Genomic DNA, 17,418 nt, shown 5'->3' on the forward strand with positions numbered 1-17,418 from the left:
CAGCAATCGCCTTCCAGCCAAACCACTGGCCGGACCTCCCACCCCGTACAGAACAAGCACCACAGGCAGTCGCAGCACCTAACCCATTCGTCAGGAACCCCGCACTCGTAAAGGAAGAACCGTGACTGAACAGCACGCCAAACCCTTCGCAGACTTCCTCGCCCAGCAAGGCCGGGCACATGAGGAACTCACCGAAGGCCTACACCAGGTAATCGCCGCCGTCGAAGACACCGGCAAGGCCGGCTCCATCACCCTGGTCATCAAGGTCGAACCGGACAAGAAAGCATCCGGCATCTTCCGCATCAGCGACAACGTCACCGTCAAGGTCCCCGAACACGACCGCGGCGCCCGCATCTACTTCAAGGACGGCACAGGCAACCTGTCCCGCTCCAACCCCAACCAGCCCGAACTCGAAGGACTCCGCGACGTCTCCGCACCCGCCGAAGTCCGCCAGCTCAAGGAAGTGAACTAAACAATGACCGAAGAACGCACCGAGGCCGCGTCTGTCGCCGAACTCGCCCAGCAAGCGCACGAGCCCTCCGAGCTGGAGGCAGGGAAGCTATACCTCGTAGCCACCAGCGACGGCGGAGTAAAGCAGATCGATACCCTCGACTACGCAACAACCCCGCTGCGCAAGAAGGGCGTCAACATCGTCGCCAACTTCGAGTCCTTCCAGCAGTACCTGGACAAGCATGGCCGCAGCGGCGAAACCGAAGTCACCGCCAACGTCACGCAGAGCATCTTCACCGCCATCGTCAACGCCGGCGACGATGAGCACCCCGGCTGGGCAGACCACTCGGTGACGCTGCGTCTGACCAAGTCGCCGGAGTGGCAGCGCTGGGCAGCACTGTCAGGCAAACTCATCTCCCAGACCGAGTTCGCCGAGTTCATAGAGGACAACGCAAAAGACATCTTCGACCCATCTAGCGGCGAGATTCTCGAAATTGCCCAGTCCCTCCAGGTGAAGCGCGGCGTGGAATTCGAGTCCGGCACCCGTCTCTCCGACGGCAACGTCCAGTTCGGGTACCGCGAAACCACCACGGCAACCGCTGGCGCTGTGGGTCAGCTGACCATCCCGGAAAAGATCACTCTCGGTCTGCGCCCGTTCAAGGGCGGCGAGCAGTACAAGGTTGAGGCCCTATTCCGGTACCGGCTCTACGGCAAGGAACTAAGCCTTGGCTTCAAGCTGCAGGACCCCGAGAAGGTCATCGAGGACGCTTTCGAAAGCGTCGCAAGAGAAGTAGGAGAGTACGCCGCACAGCGTGACTTCCTCTACCTGATCGCAGGCTAACCAGCCGCATCACCTGGCACAGCCTCGTTACCTGGCCCGTGCGCCTGGGGCTGTGCCAGAACAGGGCCTGATAGGCAACCCACTACCCGAAGCTCCAATTCCCCCATTTCAGGCGGCGACGGACGGGACCCGGTTCGAATCCGGGCAGGCCCACCACCACGACAACCAACCTCACCACCAACCGAAAGGAGCCACAGCAATGGCTCGCAACTTCACCCCCACGATTGTCAACCCTGATGGCAGCCGGACCATCCACGTTCATCGTTACTGCAACGGCTGCAACCGCAACATCGGCGATGTGACTGACGCTGAAATGGACGCGTCAATCGCTGGCCTTTCGCTCCCTGACGTCCGTGAAGAATGCGGATGCATCCCGCTGAAAACCCCAGTCATGGGAGCTACCTGCACCTTCGGCAGCGGCAAGACCGTATGGGAAATCGTCAAGGTCAACCACAACCAGGACGGCACCATCAAAGACCTGCACCTGTCGAAGTACTTGGGCGACGGCTACACCAACCGCTGGGCTCAGGTCAGTGAGATCCGCAACCTCAAAGCACAAACCCTCCGCGTCTCCCTGGCAACCATCCTCGCCCTCCGCGAAGAAGCAGAGAAGGCAGCCAAGAAGGTCCAGGACACCATCCGTTCCAAAGCCCGCCCCGGGCAGCTCATGGAAATCGTCGGAAACACCAACTCCACCCTCGCCAACTACGCCCACGTCTACGCCATTCACCTCGAAGACGTCGCCAAGGAAGCCGAGGCCCAGTCATGAGCCGCCGCGTCCCCGAAATCGAAACCACCGTCACCCACGAATGCGGCTTCACCAAAACCGCCCGCACTCCGGGTCTCGCAGCCAAGTCGCTTGCGCGTCACTCCTGCGAACGCCAGCGAGAGATTCAGGACCGCGCTGCCCGGGTAGAGGCTCGCCGCACCCGGGAAGGCGTCAAGCGTGACTGCCAGTGCAAAATCGCCAACCACGTCCACGGCACACGTCTCGCCTACGTTGTCGACAAGTGCCGCTGCCGCCCCTGCACCGACGCAGCCACCCAGGCGGAGAGCAACAGGAACAAGCAGATCGCTTTCGGACGCTACGACACCGGCCGCGTAGACGCCACCGAAGTCCGCGCCCACATCCTGGCACTCATGGAAGCCGGTGTCTCCATGAAGCGTCTCGGCAAAATCGCAGGGATGGCACACTCCACGATTTCCGCCGTCGTCTACGGGCGCACTGAACGCGGGCACACTGCCTACCGCCGCGTCCATAAGGACACAGCAGCGAAGATCCTGGCCATCCAGCCGTCCATGGAGAACATGGCACCCAACCGCTACATCGACTCATGCGGCACCATCCGCAGACTCCAAGCCCTCGTGGCCATCGGCTGGTCACAAAACCGGCTGTGCGAGCAGTTGGGCATAAGCCGTCGCAACTTCGGCACCTTCATGAACGCCGACAAGTGCACCGTCCGTAAAGCGCTCGCCGTCCGGGACCTCTACAACCAGCTCTGGAACCAGCCACAGACCGGCGTGGAATGGCACAGCAAGACATCCGCAACGAGGGCCCGCAACCACGCGAAGGCCCGCGGCTGGGCACCGCCCCTGGCATGGGATGACGAAACAATCGACAACCCTGACGCTCAGCCGGAGTTCGGGACCAAGCTCAAGCTCCGCGACACCATCGCCGAAGACGTCGAGTTCATGCACAAGACCGGCGCCAGCATCGACGAAATCTCCGAACGCCTCGGCAACCCCTGGCAGTCCATCGAACGCCAGCTGCACCGCATGGGCCGCGGCGAGCTGGTCACCCTCGTCAAGACCGACAACCGCGACAACGGCCGGAAGGCCAGCAGGAAACGAGCAGCATGAGCAAGCCCATCGCCACCGGCAACATCCGCCGATTCCTCACCGGCTGCCGTTGCGGCCGCGCCTTCGAATCAGACCAGCCCCTCGATCTGATTCCGGACCACGTGCACAACCACCGCCTCATCAGCGGCAACAACGTCCACACCTGCACCGGCTGCACCTGGGAGGTCGAGACCTTCACCCCGGCCGAAGACCCCGCCACCATCACCGCGGTAAACGCGGCCTTCGCCAAGCACCTACTTACCACCGCAATCGAGGAGTCAGCATGATCTACCGTGGCCGCACCGACGGCGCTTGCCAGTCACCCGAAGTTGACGAACACGACGAGCAGAACCCTTTTCCGCCGACTGACAAAGCCTCCGAGCGAATCCTTGAGTTCGTCGCTTGGTTCGGCGACGGCGAGATCATCGGGGACGACTACGGCACGGTCAACCCGCCACTGTTTGCTCGCGACCTCGAAGCCGCAGCAAAAGCCGCCGTCGTTCCGTCACCCGAGGTCCTCGCCTTCATCAATCAGCGCAGCGAGTACGTGACCGCAGCAAGGAACTCCGGCGGCGACGTCGCCGACTATTACCGCTGGCAAGGTCACATGGAAGCCCGCCGGCAGTTGGCCGAAAAGCTCGGCTACACAGTTCCCTATGAGGCAAAAGACCGGACTGAGAAGGTCCTGCCCAACCTCGAAGACATAGAACCATGACGCCGGCGGAACGGGTGGAGCAGCTCAGCACTTGCTGTCCGCAGCTGGCCCGAAATCTGTCACTTCTCACCGCGGAGCAGCTGGCCGACGTCCTCGCCGAAACCACAGACGCCGGCGCTGACTGATGGCCCACTGCCAAGGATGCGGGCACCACCACCGCACCCACGAGGCCCGCTGCGAAGCGATCACCACGAACGAAAGTGGGGGAGCGCAACGGTGCACCTGCCCCAAACCGAACCAAGAACAAAGGACCGCCAGTTGAGCACCCTCACCGCAGCCCAGCAACTCGCCGCAGCAGGACTGTCCGTCGTACCCGTCATGACAGACGGCACCAAACGCCCCGCCGGCAACTGGAAGGAATACCAGGAACTCCGCGCCTCCAACACCAAGCTCGCCGAATGGTTCACGACTGGCAATTACGGCGTCGGCATCATCACAGGCACCATCAGCGGCAACGTCGAAATGGCCGAAGTCGAAGGCCGCGGCGCCGACCGCCTCCCAGAAATCGCCCAACTCGCCACCGACTCCGGCATGGGCGACCTCTGGGCCAAGCTCTGCAACGGCTGGCTCGAACAGTCACCATCCGGCGGATGGCACTGGTTCTACAAGATCGCCTACCCGGAGAACTTCAAGTTCCCTGGCAACACCAAGCTCGCTTCCCGCCCGTCCACAGCTACAGAGCTGGCGGCGAACCCCAGGCAGCGCAAGCAAGTACTTGCCGAGACGCGCTCCGAGGGCGGGTTCGTTGTCATGGCTCCATCAGGTGGCACTGTCCACCCGTCCGGGAAGCCCTGGGTGCGAGTGGCCGGCGGACCGGAAACCATGCCAACCATCACCCCAGACGAGCGCGAGGCATTTCACTCCATCCTCGGCACTCTTCACGAACCCATGCCAGAGGAAACCACCCAAGGCACCTTCAACGTCACTCCTGTTGAACGGGATCCCCTGGACGGCATCATGCCCGGGGACGACTACGAGAACAAGACCACCTGGCCGGACATCCTCGGCCCGGCAGGCTGGACGAAGCTCTTCACCTCCGGACGCACCACCTACTGGCGCAGGCCCGGGAAGAACCTCGGCATCTCAGCCACCACAGGAAACGCTGAAGACCGCGACCGCCTGTTCGTGTTCACGTCCTCTACCGAGTTCGAGCAGGAAACCCCGTACACGAAGTTCGGGGCTTACGCGCTCCTGCATCACCGCGGGGACCACGCCGCAGCAGCATCCGCACTCCGCAAGGCCGGCCATGGATCCGAACCGCAGCGGCCCGTTCGCGTGCCGCTGCCCGGAAAACTCGTCACAACACCCCCGGTTACCGTTTCATCGACCCCGAATATGCACCAACCGTCCGAAATTATGCAGACGGCCGGGAACAACGCACTCGCGACCGTGCACCAGCTGGACGACCACCGCGACACAGTAACCCTTGCCCGGTCCGACGACGGCAACGCCCAGGCACTCATCGACGAATACGGCGACCGGCTCCGGTACTGCTCCGACCGTGGCCGCTGGCTCGCCTGGTCAGGGAATGTGTGGCAGTGGCAGCAAGGCACCGGCGGAGCCGCCCGTGAGTACGCGAAAGCTATTGCAAGGGCCTTGCCAGAAGCTGGCACCGAGGCCCAGAACCACAAGCGCCGGGCACTCTCGGCCAAGGGCACCTCGGACATGCTCACCCAGGCGCAAACGGACCCGCGCATCACCGTCACCATCGACATGCTTGACGCCCACCCCTGGGAGCTCAACACCCCCGGCGGAATCATCGACCTCCGCACAGGCCGACTCTCACCACCGGACCCGGCGAAACTCCACACCCGCATCACCACCTGCGCCCCGGACTTCAACGCGGACGGCACCATGTGGGACACCTTCCTCGCCCAGACCTTCCCCGAAGGTGAGGAGCTCATCGGCTACATGCAACGCCTCATCGGCTACTCGGCCGTCGGCGAGGTCCGCGAACACCTCCTGCCGTTCGGTTACGGCGGCGGCGGTAATGGCAAGGGTGTGCTGCTTGAAACCATCCGCGCCGTCCTGGGCGACTACGCCACCACCTCACCCAACGGGTTCCTCATGGCCACCAACTACTCAGCCCACACCACCGAGATAGCCCGCCTCGCCGGCGTCCGGTTCGTCATCTGCTCCGAAGTCAACGAAACCGACCGCTTCGACGAAGCCAAGGTCAAGCTGCTGGCCGGCGGCGACACCCTCACCGCACGCTTCATGCGCCAGGACGACTTCACGTTCACGCCCACCCACCAGCTGTGGCTCCTCGGCAACCACCAACCAGCCGTTGAATCCGGCGGACACTCATTCTGGAGACGCCTACGCCTCATCCCCTTCACCCACACCGTCCCCGACGACAAACGCATAGACGACCTCCAAGGAATCCTCGCCCGCGACCACGGCCCAGCCGTCATGGCATGGATAGCCCGTGGAGCCGCAGCCTACGCAGCCAAAGGCCTCCAAGAGCCAGCAGGCGTCAAAGCAGCCACCGCCGACTACGCACACTCCGTGGACACCGTCGGCAGGTTCCTCGAAGAAGAATGCACCCTTCACCCAGGCGACGCCGCAGCACACCTCGCAACCGACGTCTCAGCCATCAGGGCAGCCTACGAACGCTGGTGCCTCGACAACGGCGAAACACCCCTCAGAGGACGCGCGTTCCAATCCCAGATCAGCCGCCACGGCGTCCTGACAGGCCCACAAGCGCCCCGAGGAACCGGAGGCACCCGACGATACGGCGGCGTCACTCTGCTCTCGGCAAAGACCGAACAGGATGACCACGACGGCGACCGAGGAGGCTGGTAGTGGCCTCGACATACGGCGCCGTATCCCAGCACGCCCAGGCACCCGCATGCCCATTTCAGGCATCCATCCATGCCCAGGACGGTCTGCGAGTGACAGCAAATTCTCCGCGTGAAATCAGGGGAGTGACACGAGTGACACAACTTTCGTCGGATAGCCTACGTGCGCGCGCCCGTAGGACAAGCAACGAAAGTTATGTCACTAAAGTCCTAAGCAACCTTACTAGTGACACAGTGACACGAGATTTGACTTATCAAGCTGATGCGGGCGCATACGCCTACGCGGTCCGGTTCAACGAAAACCATGTCACTAGCGTCACTCGGTTAGGGCGAACCGAAAAATGAACCAGGCAGCTCTCTTCTCCACGCCGAAGCGCACCACACGCACGCCAGGGAAAGACGACTGGCTCAAACAGCTCCTCGAAAACAAGACCGGCGGTTTCCGGGCCGCGCGCTGGCAACGCTGCACCACCTGCAAAGAACTCACCCTCCACGGGATGGACGCAGACATGTGCGCCGGCATGGTCACCGCAGACCCCACCCCGCTTTCCCCGCTCCAGGAACTTGCCTGCATGATCATCGGCCGGCCAACCTTCACCCTCAAACCACGAGGACAGGCCTACGAGCTCAACGACAGGCGAGACGCCCACAAGTACGGGCCACGCCCGCCAGACCACAAAGGCCGCACAGTCATCCCAGCCCACCAATGCGGCGCAAGATTCCCAGGCTTCATCCAACGACCAACCACCAAGGAGACACCCAATGCAGAACCAGACTTCTAGCCAGGGCGAGACGATCGTCATGGTCAACAACACCATCCAGCAGAAGTGCCCGTTCTGCGACGAGCAACTGACCTTCGTAGCCAAGGGGGTGACGAGCGAGGACCTCGAAGGTGGCAGGACCAAAATGGACATCAACTTCGAAAGCGCACCCGAATCCACGGAGCACGTCTACCGGCACGAGGAAGACTTCAAGAACTTCCCGCAGCGCTACATTCCCCTGGCAAGTGACGCAGCGGTAGAGCTCGCGAAGGCTGGCCTGCCTGAAGCTGACCTCAAACCAGCGCTCCGCAATATCGACAGCATGGTCAACGACCTCGAAGGCCAGCGACTTGTCCAGAACATCCATGACCGCAAGAACGGAGCCAGCAAGTGAGCCTCCTCGCTATCGACCCAGGCAACACCCACTCCGGCTTCGCGCTGATCGAGCCAGGCACGTGCCGGCCCATCAAGGTTGGCAAGATCCCCAACGTGGAAGTACTTGACCTCATCAGGGTCACCAGCTACGACCACCTCAGCATCGAGATGATCGCCTCGTACGGCATGGCCGTCGGCAAAGAGGTCTTCGACACCTGCGTCTGGATCGGCCGTTTCATCCAGCACCACAGCAATCGAGTCGCCGATTTAGCCGACTATGAATTGGTCTACCGTCGCGAAGTGAAGCTGCACCACTGCAACAGCACCAGCGCCAAAGACGCCAACATCATTCAAGCACTCATCGACCGCTTCGCCTGCGGAGAGCCCAACCGCGGCAAAGGCACCAAGGCGAACCCTGGCTGGTTCTACGGATTCGCCTCTGACATCTGGCAGGCCTACGCGCTCGCCGTCCTCACCAGCGACACCCGCGAAAGGAACGCAGCATGAGCCAGCTCAGGAAGATCATTGTCACTATCGACTGCCAGCCCAAAGAAGGCAAGGCCGACAAGTTCTTCAACGCCCTCTGGAAAGCGATCGAGAAGTACTCGACCAAGCACCAGGTGCAATCCCTGCAGACCAGCTACATCTACAAGGAGGACAAGTGAGCAAGAGCCCCGTCCAGATCCGCATCGAGTTGGAGGTCGGTGCTTTCGTAGCAGCGATGGAACAGGCCACCCAGGCGCTACGCAGCTTCAAGGTGAAGGTCCGACCATGCAAGCCACTGATCCACAACGGAAGGAAGCCTCGATGAGAACCGTCACCGAAGATCTGGACTGGATCTATGACCGCTGGTCAGACCTCCGAGCCACGATGCACCGCGGCACACCCAAGCCATGGCGCGAACCAACCCTCACCCTTGAGCAGCGCGGACGCCTGGACGAGCTGGCCCGACTGGAGAAGCTGGAGCGGGGCGCCTTCACCCTCGGCGAATCACCGGCACCCATACACCTCGACGCGCTGGACCGCGCCATCGACCTCACCGCCACCATGGTCAGGCTCGCCCGCGCCATGGCCGAAGAGCTCCAACACCACGCCGTCATCATCCGCGCTGCACGCCATCGCTACGATGACCCTCTGCTCCTCATCCGATACGTGCGCGCAAATGTGGACGAGCTTCTGCCCGAGCTGGGTGAGACAGTTCAAGATGAAGTCGCCAGGCTGCGCGCCGGCCTCGTGCACCACTTCTCCGAAATCGGAGTGGGCCAGCGACTCAAGACCGACTGCCCATGGTGCGACCAGCCCAGCCTCTACGTCCGACTCATCGGACCCGAGGGCAACGGACAGCCAATCATCAGATGTGAGTCAGGGGTGTGCGAGCCAGCCCAAGAGGTGTGCGGGACGTGGCATCGCAACATGCCAGCCTGGCCGTTCCACGAATGGGAATGGTTGGCCAAGCGCATCGCCCACGCCGAAGAACGAAGGCAGCATCTGGCTATCCTTGCTCAGCTCCAGAACGCCAGCTAACCGACACGCGCACTTACTAACCCACAGGGATGCAAACAGGCTGTGGATAAGTTACCCTAGAAGCACGTCGAGCCATACCTTTTTCAGGTTGCTGGGGAAGTTGCCGAAGGTGCTGACGACAACTGAATAGCGCGTCACCTCATGACCACCAAAGCGTGAGTGACGGCAGGACTGCGAGAACCCCACACCGCGAAAGCACGTGGGACGTGTTGGCTCCAGCAGGGTTCGAAGCCCTGCCAGTCCACGGGGATACCAAGAGATCCCTCCATGAGATACAAAGCCTGTCTCTTCCACAGGCACCGAGGCCCGACTGTTCCCCATAGCAGTCGGGCCTCACCCATTCCACTGACTGAGGAGTACGCCATGGCCAGCAAACCAAAGCAGGACATGCCCTGCCCCAAGTGCGGCAACCACACCGTGGCAGACCCGGACGCCAAGTGCACCAACCCACAGCCCGAACCGGCACGGCACGACTGACATGCCACACGCACCACGCAAGCCATGCCCCACCCCCGGATGCCCAGAGCTACTGGAACCAGGGCAGCGACGCTGCACCAAGCACGGGCAGCAGCACGAACAGCAGCGAGGCAGCAGGCAACAGCGAGGGTACGACCGTAAGCACGACCAACTCCGTAGACAGTGGGCACCATCAGTTGCCACCGGTTCTATTAAGTGCTGGCGTTGCGATGAGCTGATCCTCAAGGGCCAAGCATGGGACCTAGGGCACGACGACAACGACCGCACCAAGTACCGAGGACCTGAGCACGCAGCACGATGCAATAGGCGCGCTGCTGGCCTCAAATCACATCGACAGCAAGTACCGCCACCGCCGCCCTTCTAGGGCGCTCAGGGGGTGGGGGGTGACCCCTCCGCCCCCGCCCTTGCCGGACCGCCGGGGAGGGTTTTTCCTACTGCCGCAGGATAGAGCTTTTTGATCAGGGAGGTTTTTCATGCCTGGTCCGGCCCGAAAACCAGCCCTGCAAATCGTCCGTGAGGGCAACCCCTCGAAGCGTCCGATTCCGGAAAGCATCGTCGTTCCGCCGGCCACCTTCGACGAGCCCGACTGGGCCGCGGAATTCCCAACAGGACTGGTTGGACGCAAGCCGGCCAAGCCGAAACTCAACGACACTTCCAGCTTCGAGGAATTCCAGAAGCTCCTCGCCATGTATGAGTGGGACCTTGACCGGTGGACGCGCCGCAAGCTGGCCGCGGAGGCCGCAAAATTCAGCCAGAAACGCGCAGCTGAAGAGTGGAACCGTGTCGTTCCTATCCTGAAAGTGTCCGTTGGCCTGGGAAACCTCGACTTCGCCACCGTCGTGGATCTCTGCGTCTGCATCGCTCGCCTGGAATGGTGCGAACGGCAGATCAGCCGGGAAGGCCTGATCGTTGAGGGCCAGCGCGGACCGTGCCGGAACCCTTTGACGACGGTGGCCACCGCCTACCGCACTCAGTTCAAGACCTACATCCGTGAGCTCGGCTTGTCTCCTTCTGCCCGGACGGGTGTCCCGTCTCGGAAGGACGACGATGACGACGACGATCCGTTCGACTAAGGAACTGCTCGACCAGCTCCCGGTGCCTTACGAGGCCCTGGTTGAGCTGGGCATGACCCACGAGCAGATCATGGACGGCGCCGAACGGCACCCGCTCATCATCGGCTTCCAGGCAGACCAGCACCCGGACGCCTGGTTCGACGTGGAACGGGCACGCAAGGCGCTCCGCGCGATCGGCGCCTTCAAGCACACCAAGGGCCGGTGGGCCGGTCTGCACATGAAACTGGGCGAAGGCCTGGACCCGTGGCAGGCAGTCTGGATCATGGCCCCCGTCTTTGGCTGGGTCTACTACGACGCCGAGAGCGACCTCGTTGTCCGCGTCATCCGGACCGTGTGGATCGAAATTCCGCGTAAAAACGGAAAGTCCACCCTCACCTCAGCTATCTCCGGCGTCATGCTCCTCGCTGACGGTGAGGCTGGCGCCGAGGTTTACAACGCGGCAGGTTCCGCGCTGCAGGCCGGCCGCGTGTTCGAAGATGCCAAGCGCATGCTCCAGACTTCTCGTGCAGCTGCCAAACGTATCGAGCCACTCAAGGACGTTGTCCGCGTCCCCAAGACCGGTAGCATCCTCCGCGTTCTGTCCCGGGTCGCGGAAACCGCGCACGGCTTGAACGTTTCCGCAGCAACCATCGACGAGGTGCATACCCTCAAACTCCGCCGTGCCCTGGTAGAAGCCATAGAAACCGGCGTCGGCGCGCGTGACCAGCCGCTCATCGTGTTCATCACTACCGCTGACGAAGCGGAAGAGGGCACGATCTACGACGAAAAACACGTCTACACCCGCAATGTCGCCAACGGCATCGTCAAAGACCCCGCCCACTATGGCGTCATTTGGGCCGCAGCCGAAACCGACGACCCGTTCTCCGAAGCTACGCAGAAGAAAGCCAACCCGGGCTACGGCAAGTCGCCCACCAAGGCGTACTTGCAGCGTGAAGCACTGAAAGCGCAGTCCTCGCCGACGTACTTCCCGACGTATTGCCGTTTGTCCCTGAATCTGCGCATGCGCTCGCAGACCCGTTGGCTTGACCTGAACAAGGTTGACAACCTGATGGGCGACGTTGACCGCGCTTCCCTGCGTGGACGCCGCGCCTGGGCCGGCTTGGACCTGTCAGCGGTCTCCGACTTCACGGCATGGGCTGTATGGGTTGAATCCCGCGCACCGGGCCACGAGCTTGAGCTGCTCACCCACTATTGGGTGCCAGGCGAGCGAGTCGAGGCCCTTGAGAAACAGCTCATGGTGCCGTTGCAGGAATGGATCGACCAAGGTTTCGTGACCGCGACTGAGGGCGACGTCATCGACTACTCCTCCGTCAAGGCAAAAGCCATTGGCGACTGCCACCACTACGACATGCAGCGCGTCTCCTACGACCGCATGTTCGCCGGCCAGCTCGTGCAGGACCTTGATGAGGAACTGATGGGCGTGGACATCGCCCCGGTAGCGCAGACCTTCATGGGTCTCTCGCCTGCCTGCAAGGAAGTGGAACGCCTCATCGGTGCCAAGTCCGTCAGGATCCAGCAGAACCCGGTAACTAGGTGGATGGCGTCCGTGGTTGAGGTCAAGAACGACGGCCTCGACAACATCCGGCCAGTCAAACCTGACCGGCAAAAGAGCGTCACCCGCATCGACGGCATCCAAGCTGCCGTGACCGGCCTTGACGGACGCCTTCGCGTCGCCAAGAAAGACAACGCTCCTCAAATTTCCAATGCAATGTATGGCTTCAACTAGAGCAATCGAGGTGGTTACGTGGAGCAGGATGTCGCCCGTCGCTGGCTCGAAAAAGGCGTTCATGAGCTGAGTAAGCAGAAGCCGGAGTGGGAACGCCGGCAGAACTACCTCGAAGGCGAACAGGACCTCCCGTTCGCGCCTGAAGGTGTGAACTTCGAGTACCTGGCGTTACAGAAGATGTCGCTCGCGAACGTCCTTGAATTGGCCATGAAGGCACCGATCCAGCGTTTGCAGGCTGACGGTTTCCGGACCGGACGCGAAGGCAAGGCTGACCTGACAGCCTGGAACGAAATCTGGCAGCCCAACATGCTGGATTCCCGGCAGGTCATCGTCTATCAGGAGATGTTCGTCCACGGGCGCGGCATCATGTCCGTGACGCCGAACCTGAAGAACCCTAAGTCGCCGAAGATCCGGCCTGAGAACGCCAAGCGGGTATGGATCGAACCTGATCCTGAAGACCCGTTCTCGCCTTTGTTTGCGGTGAAAGTGCTCAAGGTCCAAGCGCCGGCGCCATCGGGGCTGATCCTCCCCGCCAGCTTCCAGCCTGTCGGGACTGAGGAGGTCGCCTACGTCTACGATCACAACACGTGGATGAAATTCGCACGTGCCGGCGGCGGGATGTGGAATTACCGCGACGCCGGCGATCACAACCTGGACGACATCCCGTTCGTGAACTTCGACTTCAACGTGGACTCCGACGGCAAGCCACGGCCAGCCATCACGAAGCTCATGCCGCAGCAGGACAGCATCAACACGATCCGGTTCAACACCCTGCTGGCCATGCAGTTCTCGGCGTACCGGCAGCGCGTCTTCACGGGCTTCGACCCTGTTGTCCGGGATCGCAACGGCGCACCAATGGTCAAAGTCGATTCCAACGGAACACCGATCCTGGACGCGAACGGGCTGCAACAGCCGGTCCTGAACTCCCCAGGACGAATCGGTGTGGACCGTGCTCTGATCTTCCCCGGCGTGGACACCAAGGTCTTTGACCTTCCAGAGTCCAACCTCGACAACTACATCAAGGTCCTGCAGCAGTTCCTGGGTGACTTCTTCGCTAACGCGCAGATCCCGCCGCAGTACGCCATGGACAAGCTCGCGAATCTGTCCGGTGACGGTATGGCCGGCGCGGAATCAACGTTCCAGTCGCTCGTCAAGGACGTGCAAACCGCAGCTGGTGAAGGCGTCGAAAAGGTCATGCGCCTCGCCAACCGGGCCCGCGGCGAATCCTACGAGGACGTCGCATCCGAGGTCATCTGGGCTGACACCGAAATCCGGTCCTTCGCCCAAATCGTGGACGGCATCCAGAAGCTCATCGCTTCCGGCATGTCCCGCAAGGACGCATGGGCCACCCTTCCCGGCGCGACCCCGCCGAAGGTTGACGCATGGGTGACCAACTCCGACAAGGAACGCGAGCAAGCGGACCAGGCGGTGAGAGAAATAGCAGACAAGGTGGCGTTCAATGCCTGAAGTTCCCAGCGCCGTCGTGGCGCATGACGAACTCAGCCGCCGCCTTGGCCTGTTGGCTCTCACCGCTGGCCGGTCCGCGTGGCGCAGGATCGCCGCCGGTGACATTGGTGGTTCCTGGGACAACGCAGTAACCGGCCTCGCTGTCGCCATGGCGCAACTGCAGCTTGAAGCGGCCACCTCCGCTTCAACGTACTCAGCGGAAGCGCTCGCGGAGCAAGGCATGTACCAGGCGCCGTCAGCGTTCATTGATCCAGCGGCATTCGCAGGCGTAGCACCGGACGGGCGCAGCCTCGAATCCCTGCTGTACTCGCCAGTGACGAAAGTCAAGGAGTACATCGCCAAGGGCGTTGAGCCGGCCCGGGCGCTCCAGATAGGCCGGTCCCATCTGGACATCATCACCCGCACCGTCGTCGCCGACACCGGCAGAGCGGCCGCGAGCGTCGATATCGCCGTCCGCAAAGGCATCGGCTACACGCGGATGCTGGTCCCGCCCAGCTGCTCCCGCTGTGCCGTCCTCGCCGGACGCTTCTACCGCTGGAACGCCGGATTCAACCGGCATCCGCGCTGCGACTGCAAACACATCCCCTCAAGGGAAGACGTCGCCGAGGATCTGACCACCGACCCTTACGAGTACTTCCGTTCGCTTCCTCCAGACCAGCAGGAGAAGCAGTTCGGGAAAGCTGAAGCCAAGGCCATCAACGACGGCGCGGACATCTACCAAGTGGTTAACGCACGCCGCGGGATGAAGCCCGGGGGGGTGACCACGGAGGGAACCAGCCGCCAAGGTAACTTCCGCAGCAGCAGCGGCCAACAACGACGACTCACGCCGGAGGCCATCTACGAGCGGGCAGGCAGCCGCGAGGAAGCCCTCAAGCTGCTGGAACGCAACGGCTACGTCCTGCCAGGCGGGCAACAGCCGGGCGGTGTCATCCGCGGTGACCGTGAAGGCTTCGGCCAGATGGGCCGCGGAGGAACCCGCGTCGGCGCACGAGAGTCCATCCTGTCCGCCAGGGAAGCCGGCACCCGGGATCCCGGAAACCGGGCCACCATGACGGCCGCGGAACGCAGAGCCTTCGATGCCCAGGCGAACTGGGACGCCGTCAAAGCAGGCCGCAACCCGTACGGCAGAGGCAAGCTCACCCCCGAGCTGGCCGCCGCCGTCGAGAACGATTTCCGCAACATCATCCTCAACGGTGACGCGGTAGCGAAACTCACGGCACGGCGCTCCATGGCGCCCACTAAATAGACCAACCCGACAGCGCGAGGCTGACGGGTCTTACCTCGCGATGAGGAGAACCATCACAATGTCCAAACTGAACGCAATCACCGCACCGTTCAAGCCCACCATCCACGGCATCGACCCCTACGCACCCGGCGGGCTCGACAAGCTCTTCGCCCACCACTTCAAGACCTTTGGCAACGCGGTCATGGAAGCCGGCGCAGGCGGGGACGGTGGATCGGGTGATGGAGGAAGCGGTGACGGTGCTGGCGCCGGAACGGGCGCTGGGGATGGTGCAGGAACCGGCGCGGGCGACGGCCAAGGCGGCGATGAGCAGCTGGGCGAAGGCGGCAAGAAGGCACTGAAGGCTGAGCGCGATGCTCGCACTAAGGCAGAGTCGGACCTCAGCACAGCTCAGAAACGCATCAAGGAGCTGGAGGACGCCACCAAGTCTGACGACGACAAGCGCAACGAGCGATTCACTGAGCTTGAAAAGTCGGACCGCGAGAAGGACAGCACCATTTCCTCGCAGGCGTCCATCATCCTGCGCTACCAGGTAGCAGCCGCCAAGGGCCTCGACCTTGAAGCAGCGGAGCGACTCCGCGGCACCACCAAGGAAGAGATCGAAGCGGACGCCGACGACTTCAAGAAGAAGTTCGGTTCCAACCGACCCGGAGAAGTTCCCGGCGCCGGGCACCGCGGCTCTGACGTAAGTAACGCCACCCCCGGCTTGGGCCGTATGGCTTCGGCTTACGCGGCAACCTCCAAATAACTCCCCGAAGGCGACAGCCTGCGGGCAACCCTAAAAAAGATAAGGAGCCATCATGGCTGTCACCCTTGCACAGGCAGCAGTTCTGTCCCAGAACGAGCTGCAGCGCGGCGTCATCGAGACGTTCGTGCAGGCCTCTCCCATCCTCGACCGGCTGCCCCTCATGCCGATCCAGGGCAATGCCTACGCGTACAACAAGGAAGCCACCCTTCCCGGCGTCGCGTTCCGTTCGGTCAACGAGGCCTACACCGAGTCCACCGGCACGGTTGTCCAGGCAACTGAATCGCTGGTCATCCTCGGTGGCGACGCGGACGTGGACCGCTTCATCACCCAGACCCGCGGCAACGTCAACGACCAGCGCGCAGTCCAGACTGCGATGAAGGTCAAGGCCGCTTCCTACAAGTTCCAGGATGCCTTCTTCAACGGTGACGTCACCGTGGACCCCAAGGGCTTCGATGGACTCAAGAAGCGCCTCATCGGCTCGCAGGTACTCGACGCCGGCACCAACGGCATGGGCATCGTCACTGCTGGTCACGACTTCCTCGACGCGCTGGACGCGCTGCTCGGACAGGTGCCTGGCATCAACAGCACGAACGGCGCTATCTACGCCAACTCCGCGCTGCTGGGCAAGATCACCTCCACTCTGCGTCGCCTCGGTGGCGCGGACTTCATCAAGGAGGACCTGACCAACAAGCGTGTGCTCACCTACAACGGCATCCCGGTGCTGGACCCGGGTGATACCGCAGCTGGTGCGCAGATCCTGGGCCAGAACGAAACCCAGGGCTCCTCGAGCGCAGCGTCCTCCATCTACGCCGTGAAGTTCGGCGACGACGAGGGTGACCAGGCGGTTACCGGCCTCACCAACGGTGGCGTCATGGTCGATGACCTTGGCCAGCTGCAGGAGAAGCCGGCGTTCCGTACCCGCATCGAGTTCTACTGCGGTCTCGCCACGTTCGGTGGCAAGGCAGCGGCCCGCCTCCGCGGCGTCCTCAACTCCTAAGCAAGGAAGGAACCAATCATGGCAACTGCAGCACAGCGCAAGGCCGTCGCAGAAAAGGTGACGGAAGAGCAGACCGAGGGAACCACGACGCTGGATAGCGACGTGACCAAGCCCTCCGTCACCGCACCGGGTGACGGCCCGGCGGACACCACGGACCCGACCGAACAGGCCGTGTCCGTGCCGCCGCAGCCTGACGAGGAAGCACTGAAGGTGGGCACGGTGAACGCCGTGCAGCCCGCCCCGGAGCAGCCCAAGCCCTCGACCCGTTCCAAGGCGAAGGCCCGCACGGAGGAATACGAGGCCACCAAGCCTGACGGCGAAGTGGTCACGGTCATCCGGAACATCGACACCGGCGAAACAAAGATCAAGGAATAGGCAGGG

Annotated in this window: 21 protein-coding genes and 1 tRNA gene; all 22 read left to right on the plus strand. The window is 62.6% G+C overall.

What is annotated here, in order from left to right; all coding sequences use genetic code 11:
* Positions 1-121: 121 nt before the first annotated feature.
* Positions 122-472 carry a hypothetical protein gene (locus QEH68_RS06600; RefSeq protein ID WP_280627455.1) on the plus strand — a complete coding sequence of 117 codons (351 nt, stop codon included), beginning with the start codon at positions 122-124 and terminating at the stop codon, positions 470-472.
* Positions 473-475: 3 nt separating this feature from the next.
* Positions 476-1,291, plus strand: a complete 816-nt coding sequence (locus QEH68_RS06605; RefSeq protein ID WP_280627456.1) for a DUF2303 family protein — start codon at positions 476-478, stop codon at positions 1,289-1,291.
* Between the two features lie 63 nt (positions 1,292-1,354).
* Positions 1,355-1,447 (plus strand) — tRNA-OTHER (locus tag QEH68_RS06610).
* 43 nt (positions 1,448-1,490) lie between these two features.
* Positions 1,491-2,060 carry a hypothetical protein gene (locus QEH68_RS06615; RefSeq protein ID WP_280627457.1) on the plus strand — a complete coding sequence of 190 codons (570 nt, stop codon included), beginning with the start codon at positions 1,491-1,493 and terminating at the stop codon, positions 2,058-2,060.
* Positions 2,057-3,151: a hypothetical protein gene (locus tag QEH68_RS06620; RefSeq protein WP_280627458.1), complete on the plus strand. Its 1,095-nt coding sequence runs from the start codon at positions 2,057-2,059 to the stop codon at positions 3,149-3,151. Before QEH68_RS06615 ends, QEH68_RS06620 begins: the two co-directional genes overlap by 4 nt.
* Positions 3,148-3,417 carry a hypothetical protein gene (locus QEH68_RS06625; protein WP_280627459.1) on the plus strand — a complete coding sequence of 90 codons (270 nt, stop codon included), beginning with the start codon at positions 3,148-3,150 and terminating at the stop codon, positions 3,415-3,417. Before QEH68_RS06620 ends, QEH68_RS06625 begins: the two co-directional genes overlap by 4 nt.
* Positions 3,414-3,845, plus strand: coding sequence for a hypothetical protein (locus QEH68_RS06630; protein WP_280627460.1), 432 nt, complete (start codon positions 3,414-3,416; stop codon positions 3,843-3,845). Before QEH68_RS06625 ends, QEH68_RS06630 begins: the two co-directional genes overlap by 4 nt.
* Positions 3,842-3,970: a hypothetical protein gene (locus QEH68_RS06635; protein ID WP_280627461.1), complete on the plus strand. Its 129-nt coding sequence runs from the start codon at positions 3,842-3,844 to the stop codon at positions 3,968-3,970. The genes QEH68_RS06630 and QEH68_RS06635 overlap by 4 nt, the downstream gene beginning before the upstream one ends.
* Positions 3,971-4,103: 133 nt before the next feature.
* The gene (locus QEH68_RS06640; RefSeq protein ID WP_280627462.1) at positions 4,104-6,650 is read left to right on the plus strand and encodes a phage/plasmid primase, P4 family; all 2,547 of its coding nucleotides are present in this window, start codon (positions 4,104-4,106) and stop codon (positions 6,648-6,650) included.
* Between the two features lie 337 nt (positions 6,651-6,987).
* Positions 6,988-7,428 (plus strand): hypothetical protein, encoded by a 441-nt coding sequence (locus tag QEH68_RS06645; RefSeq protein ID WP_280627463.1) that lies wholly within the window; start codon positions 6,988-6,990, stop codon positions 7,426-7,428.
* Complete coding sequence (locus tag QEH68_RS06650) at positions 7,409-7,801, plus strand: hypothetical protein (protein WP_280627464.1); 393 nt, start codon at positions 7,409-7,411, stop codon at positions 7,799-7,801. Before QEH68_RS06645 ends, QEH68_RS06650 begins: the two co-directional genes overlap by 20 nt.
* Complete coding sequence (locus tag QEH68_RS06655; protein ID WP_280627465.1) at positions 7,798-8,289, plus strand: hypothetical protein; 492 nt, start codon at positions 7,798-7,800, stop codon at positions 8,287-8,289. Before QEH68_RS06650 ends, QEH68_RS06655 begins: the two co-directional genes overlap by 4 nt.
* Entirely contained in the window at positions 8,286-8,447 is a 162-nt protein-coding gene (locus QEH68_RS06660) for a hypothetical protein (protein WP_280627466.1), read from the plus strand. The genes QEH68_RS06655 and QEH68_RS06660 overlap by 4 nt, the downstream gene beginning before the upstream one ends.
* Complete coding sequence (locus tag QEH68_RS06665) at positions 8,444-8,593, plus strand: hypothetical protein (RefSeq protein ID WP_280627467.1); 150 nt, start codon at positions 8,444-8,446, stop codon at positions 8,591-8,593. The genes QEH68_RS06660 and QEH68_RS06665 overlap by 4 nt, the downstream gene beginning before the upstream one ends.
* Positions 8,590-9,306: a hypothetical protein gene (locus QEH68_RS06670; protein WP_280627468.1), complete on the plus strand. Its 717-nt coding sequence runs from the start codon at positions 8,590-8,592 to the stop codon at positions 9,304-9,306. The genes QEH68_RS06665 and QEH68_RS06670 overlap by 4 nt, the downstream gene beginning before the upstream one ends.
* Positions 9,307-10,256: 950 nt before the next feature.
* A complete protein-coding gene (locus tag QEH68_RS06675; protein ID WP_280627469.1) occupies positions 10,257-10,856 on the plus strand; it encodes a phage terminase small subunit P27 family in 600 nt (199 codons plus the stop codon).
* Positions 10,831-12,582 carry a terminase TerL endonuclease subunit gene (locus tag QEH68_RS06680; protein WP_280627470.1) on the plus strand — a complete coding sequence of 584 codons (1,752 nt, stop codon included), beginning with the start codon at positions 10,831-10,833 and terminating at the stop codon, positions 12,580-12,582. The genes QEH68_RS06675 and QEH68_RS06680 overlap by 26 nt, the downstream gene beginning before the upstream one ends.
* A gap of 18 nt (positions 12,583-12,600) precedes the next feature.
* A complete protein-coding gene (locus QEH68_RS06685) occupies positions 12,601-14,049 on the plus strand; it encodes a phage portal protein (protein WP_280627471.1) in 1,449 nt (482 codons plus the stop codon).
* Positions 14,042-15,295 (plus strand): hypothetical protein, encoded by a 1,254-nt coding sequence (locus QEH68_RS06690; protein WP_280627472.1) that lies wholly within the window; start codon positions 14,042-14,044, stop codon positions 15,293-15,295. Before QEH68_RS06685 ends, QEH68_RS06690 begins: the two co-directional genes overlap by 8 nt.
* 58 nt (positions 15,296-15,353) lie before the next feature.
* Entirely contained in the window at positions 15,354-16,040 is a 687-nt protein-coding gene (locus tag QEH68_RS06695; protein ID WP_280627473.1) for a hypothetical protein, read from the plus strand.
* Between the two features lie 52 nt (positions 16,041-16,092).
* Positions 16,093-17,037: a major capsid protein gene (locus QEH68_RS06700; protein ID WP_280627474.1), complete on the plus strand. Its 945-nt coding sequence runs from the start codon at positions 16,093-16,095 to the stop codon at positions 17,035-17,037.
* Between the two features lie 18 nt (positions 17,038-17,055).
* Positions 17,056-17,412, plus strand: a complete 357-nt coding sequence (locus QEH68_RS06705; RefSeq protein ID WP_280627475.1) for a hypothetical protein — start codon at positions 17,056-17,058, stop codon at positions 17,410-17,412.
* The last annotated feature ends 6 nt before the right edge of the window (positions 17,413-17,418 follow it).

The organism is Paenarthrobacter sp. OM7 (assembly GCF_029873575.1).
Classification (GTDB): Bacteria; Actinomycetota; Actinomycetes; order Actinomycetales; family Micrococcaceae; genus Arthrobacter.

What these genes read in the sequence shown, in the direction of transcription:
- QEH68_RS06605 (WP_280627456.1), top strand. Translation starts at nt 476, where the DNA reads ATGACCGAAGAACGCACCGAGGCCGCGTCTGTCGCCGAACTCGCCCAG.
- QEH68_RS06615 (WP_280627457.1), top strand. Translation starts at nt 1,491, where the DNA reads ATGGCTCGCAACTTCACCCCCACGATTGTCAACCCTGATGGCAGCCGG.
- QEH68_RS06620 (WP_280627458.1), top strand. Translation starts at nt 2,057, where the DNA reads ATGAGCCGCCGCGTCCCCGAAATCGAAACCACCGTCACCCACGAATGC.
- QEH68_RS06625 (WP_280627459.1), top strand. Translation starts at nt 3,148, where the DNA reads ATGAGCAAGCCCATCGCCACCGGCAACATCCGCCGATTCCTCACCGGC.
- QEH68_RS06630 (WP_280627460.1), top strand. Translation starts at nt 3,414, where the DNA reads ATGATCTACCGTGGCCGCACCGACGGCGCTTGCCAGTCACCCGAAGTT.
- QEH68_RS06635 (WP_280627461.1), top strand. Translation starts at nt 3,842, where the DNA reads ATGACGCCGGCGGAACGGGTGGAGCAGCTCAGCACTTGCTGTCCGCAG.
- QEH68_RS06645 (WP_280627463.1), top strand. Translation starts at nt 6,988, where the DNA reads ATGAACCAGGCAGCTCTCTTCTCCACGCCGAAGCGCACCACACGCACG.
- QEH68_RS06650 (WP_280627464.1), top strand. Translation starts at nt 7,409, where the DNA reads ATGCAGAACCAGACTTCTAGCCAGGGCGAGACGATCGTCATGGTCAAC.
- QEH68_RS06660 (WP_280627466.1), top strand. Translation starts at nt 8,286, where the DNA reads ATGAGCCAGCTCAGGAAGATCATTGTCACTATCGACTGCCAGCCCAAA.
- QEH68_RS06670 (WP_280627468.1), top strand. Translation starts at nt 8,590, where the DNA reads ATGAGAACCGTCACCGAAGATCTGGACTGGATCTATGACCGCTGGTCA.
- QEH68_RS06675 (WP_280627469.1), top strand. Translation starts at nt 10,257, where the DNA reads ATGCCTGGTCCGGCCCGAAAACCAGCCCTGCAAATCGTCCGTGAGGGC.
- QEH68_RS06680 (WP_280627470.1), top strand. Translation starts at nt 10,831, where the DNA reads ATGACGACGACGATCCGTTCGACTAAGGAACTGCTCGACCAGCTCCCG.
- QEH68_RS06690 (WP_280627472.1), top strand. Translation starts at nt 14,042, where the DNA reads ATGCCTGAAGTTCCCAGCGCCGTCGTGGCGCATGACGAACTCAGCCGC.
- QEH68_RS06695 (WP_280627473.1), top strand. Translation starts at nt 15,354, where the DNA reads ATGTCCAAACTGAACGCAATCACCGCACCGTTCAAGCCCACCATCCAC.
- QEH68_RS06700 (WP_280627474.1), top strand. Translation starts at nt 16,093, where the DNA reads ATGGCTGTCACCCTTGCACAGGCAGCAGTTCTGTCCCAGAACGAGCTG.
- QEH68_RS06705 (WP_280627475.1), top strand. Translation starts at nt 17,056, where the DNA reads ATGGCAACTGCAGCACAGCGCAAGGCCGTCGCAGAAAAGGTGACGGAA.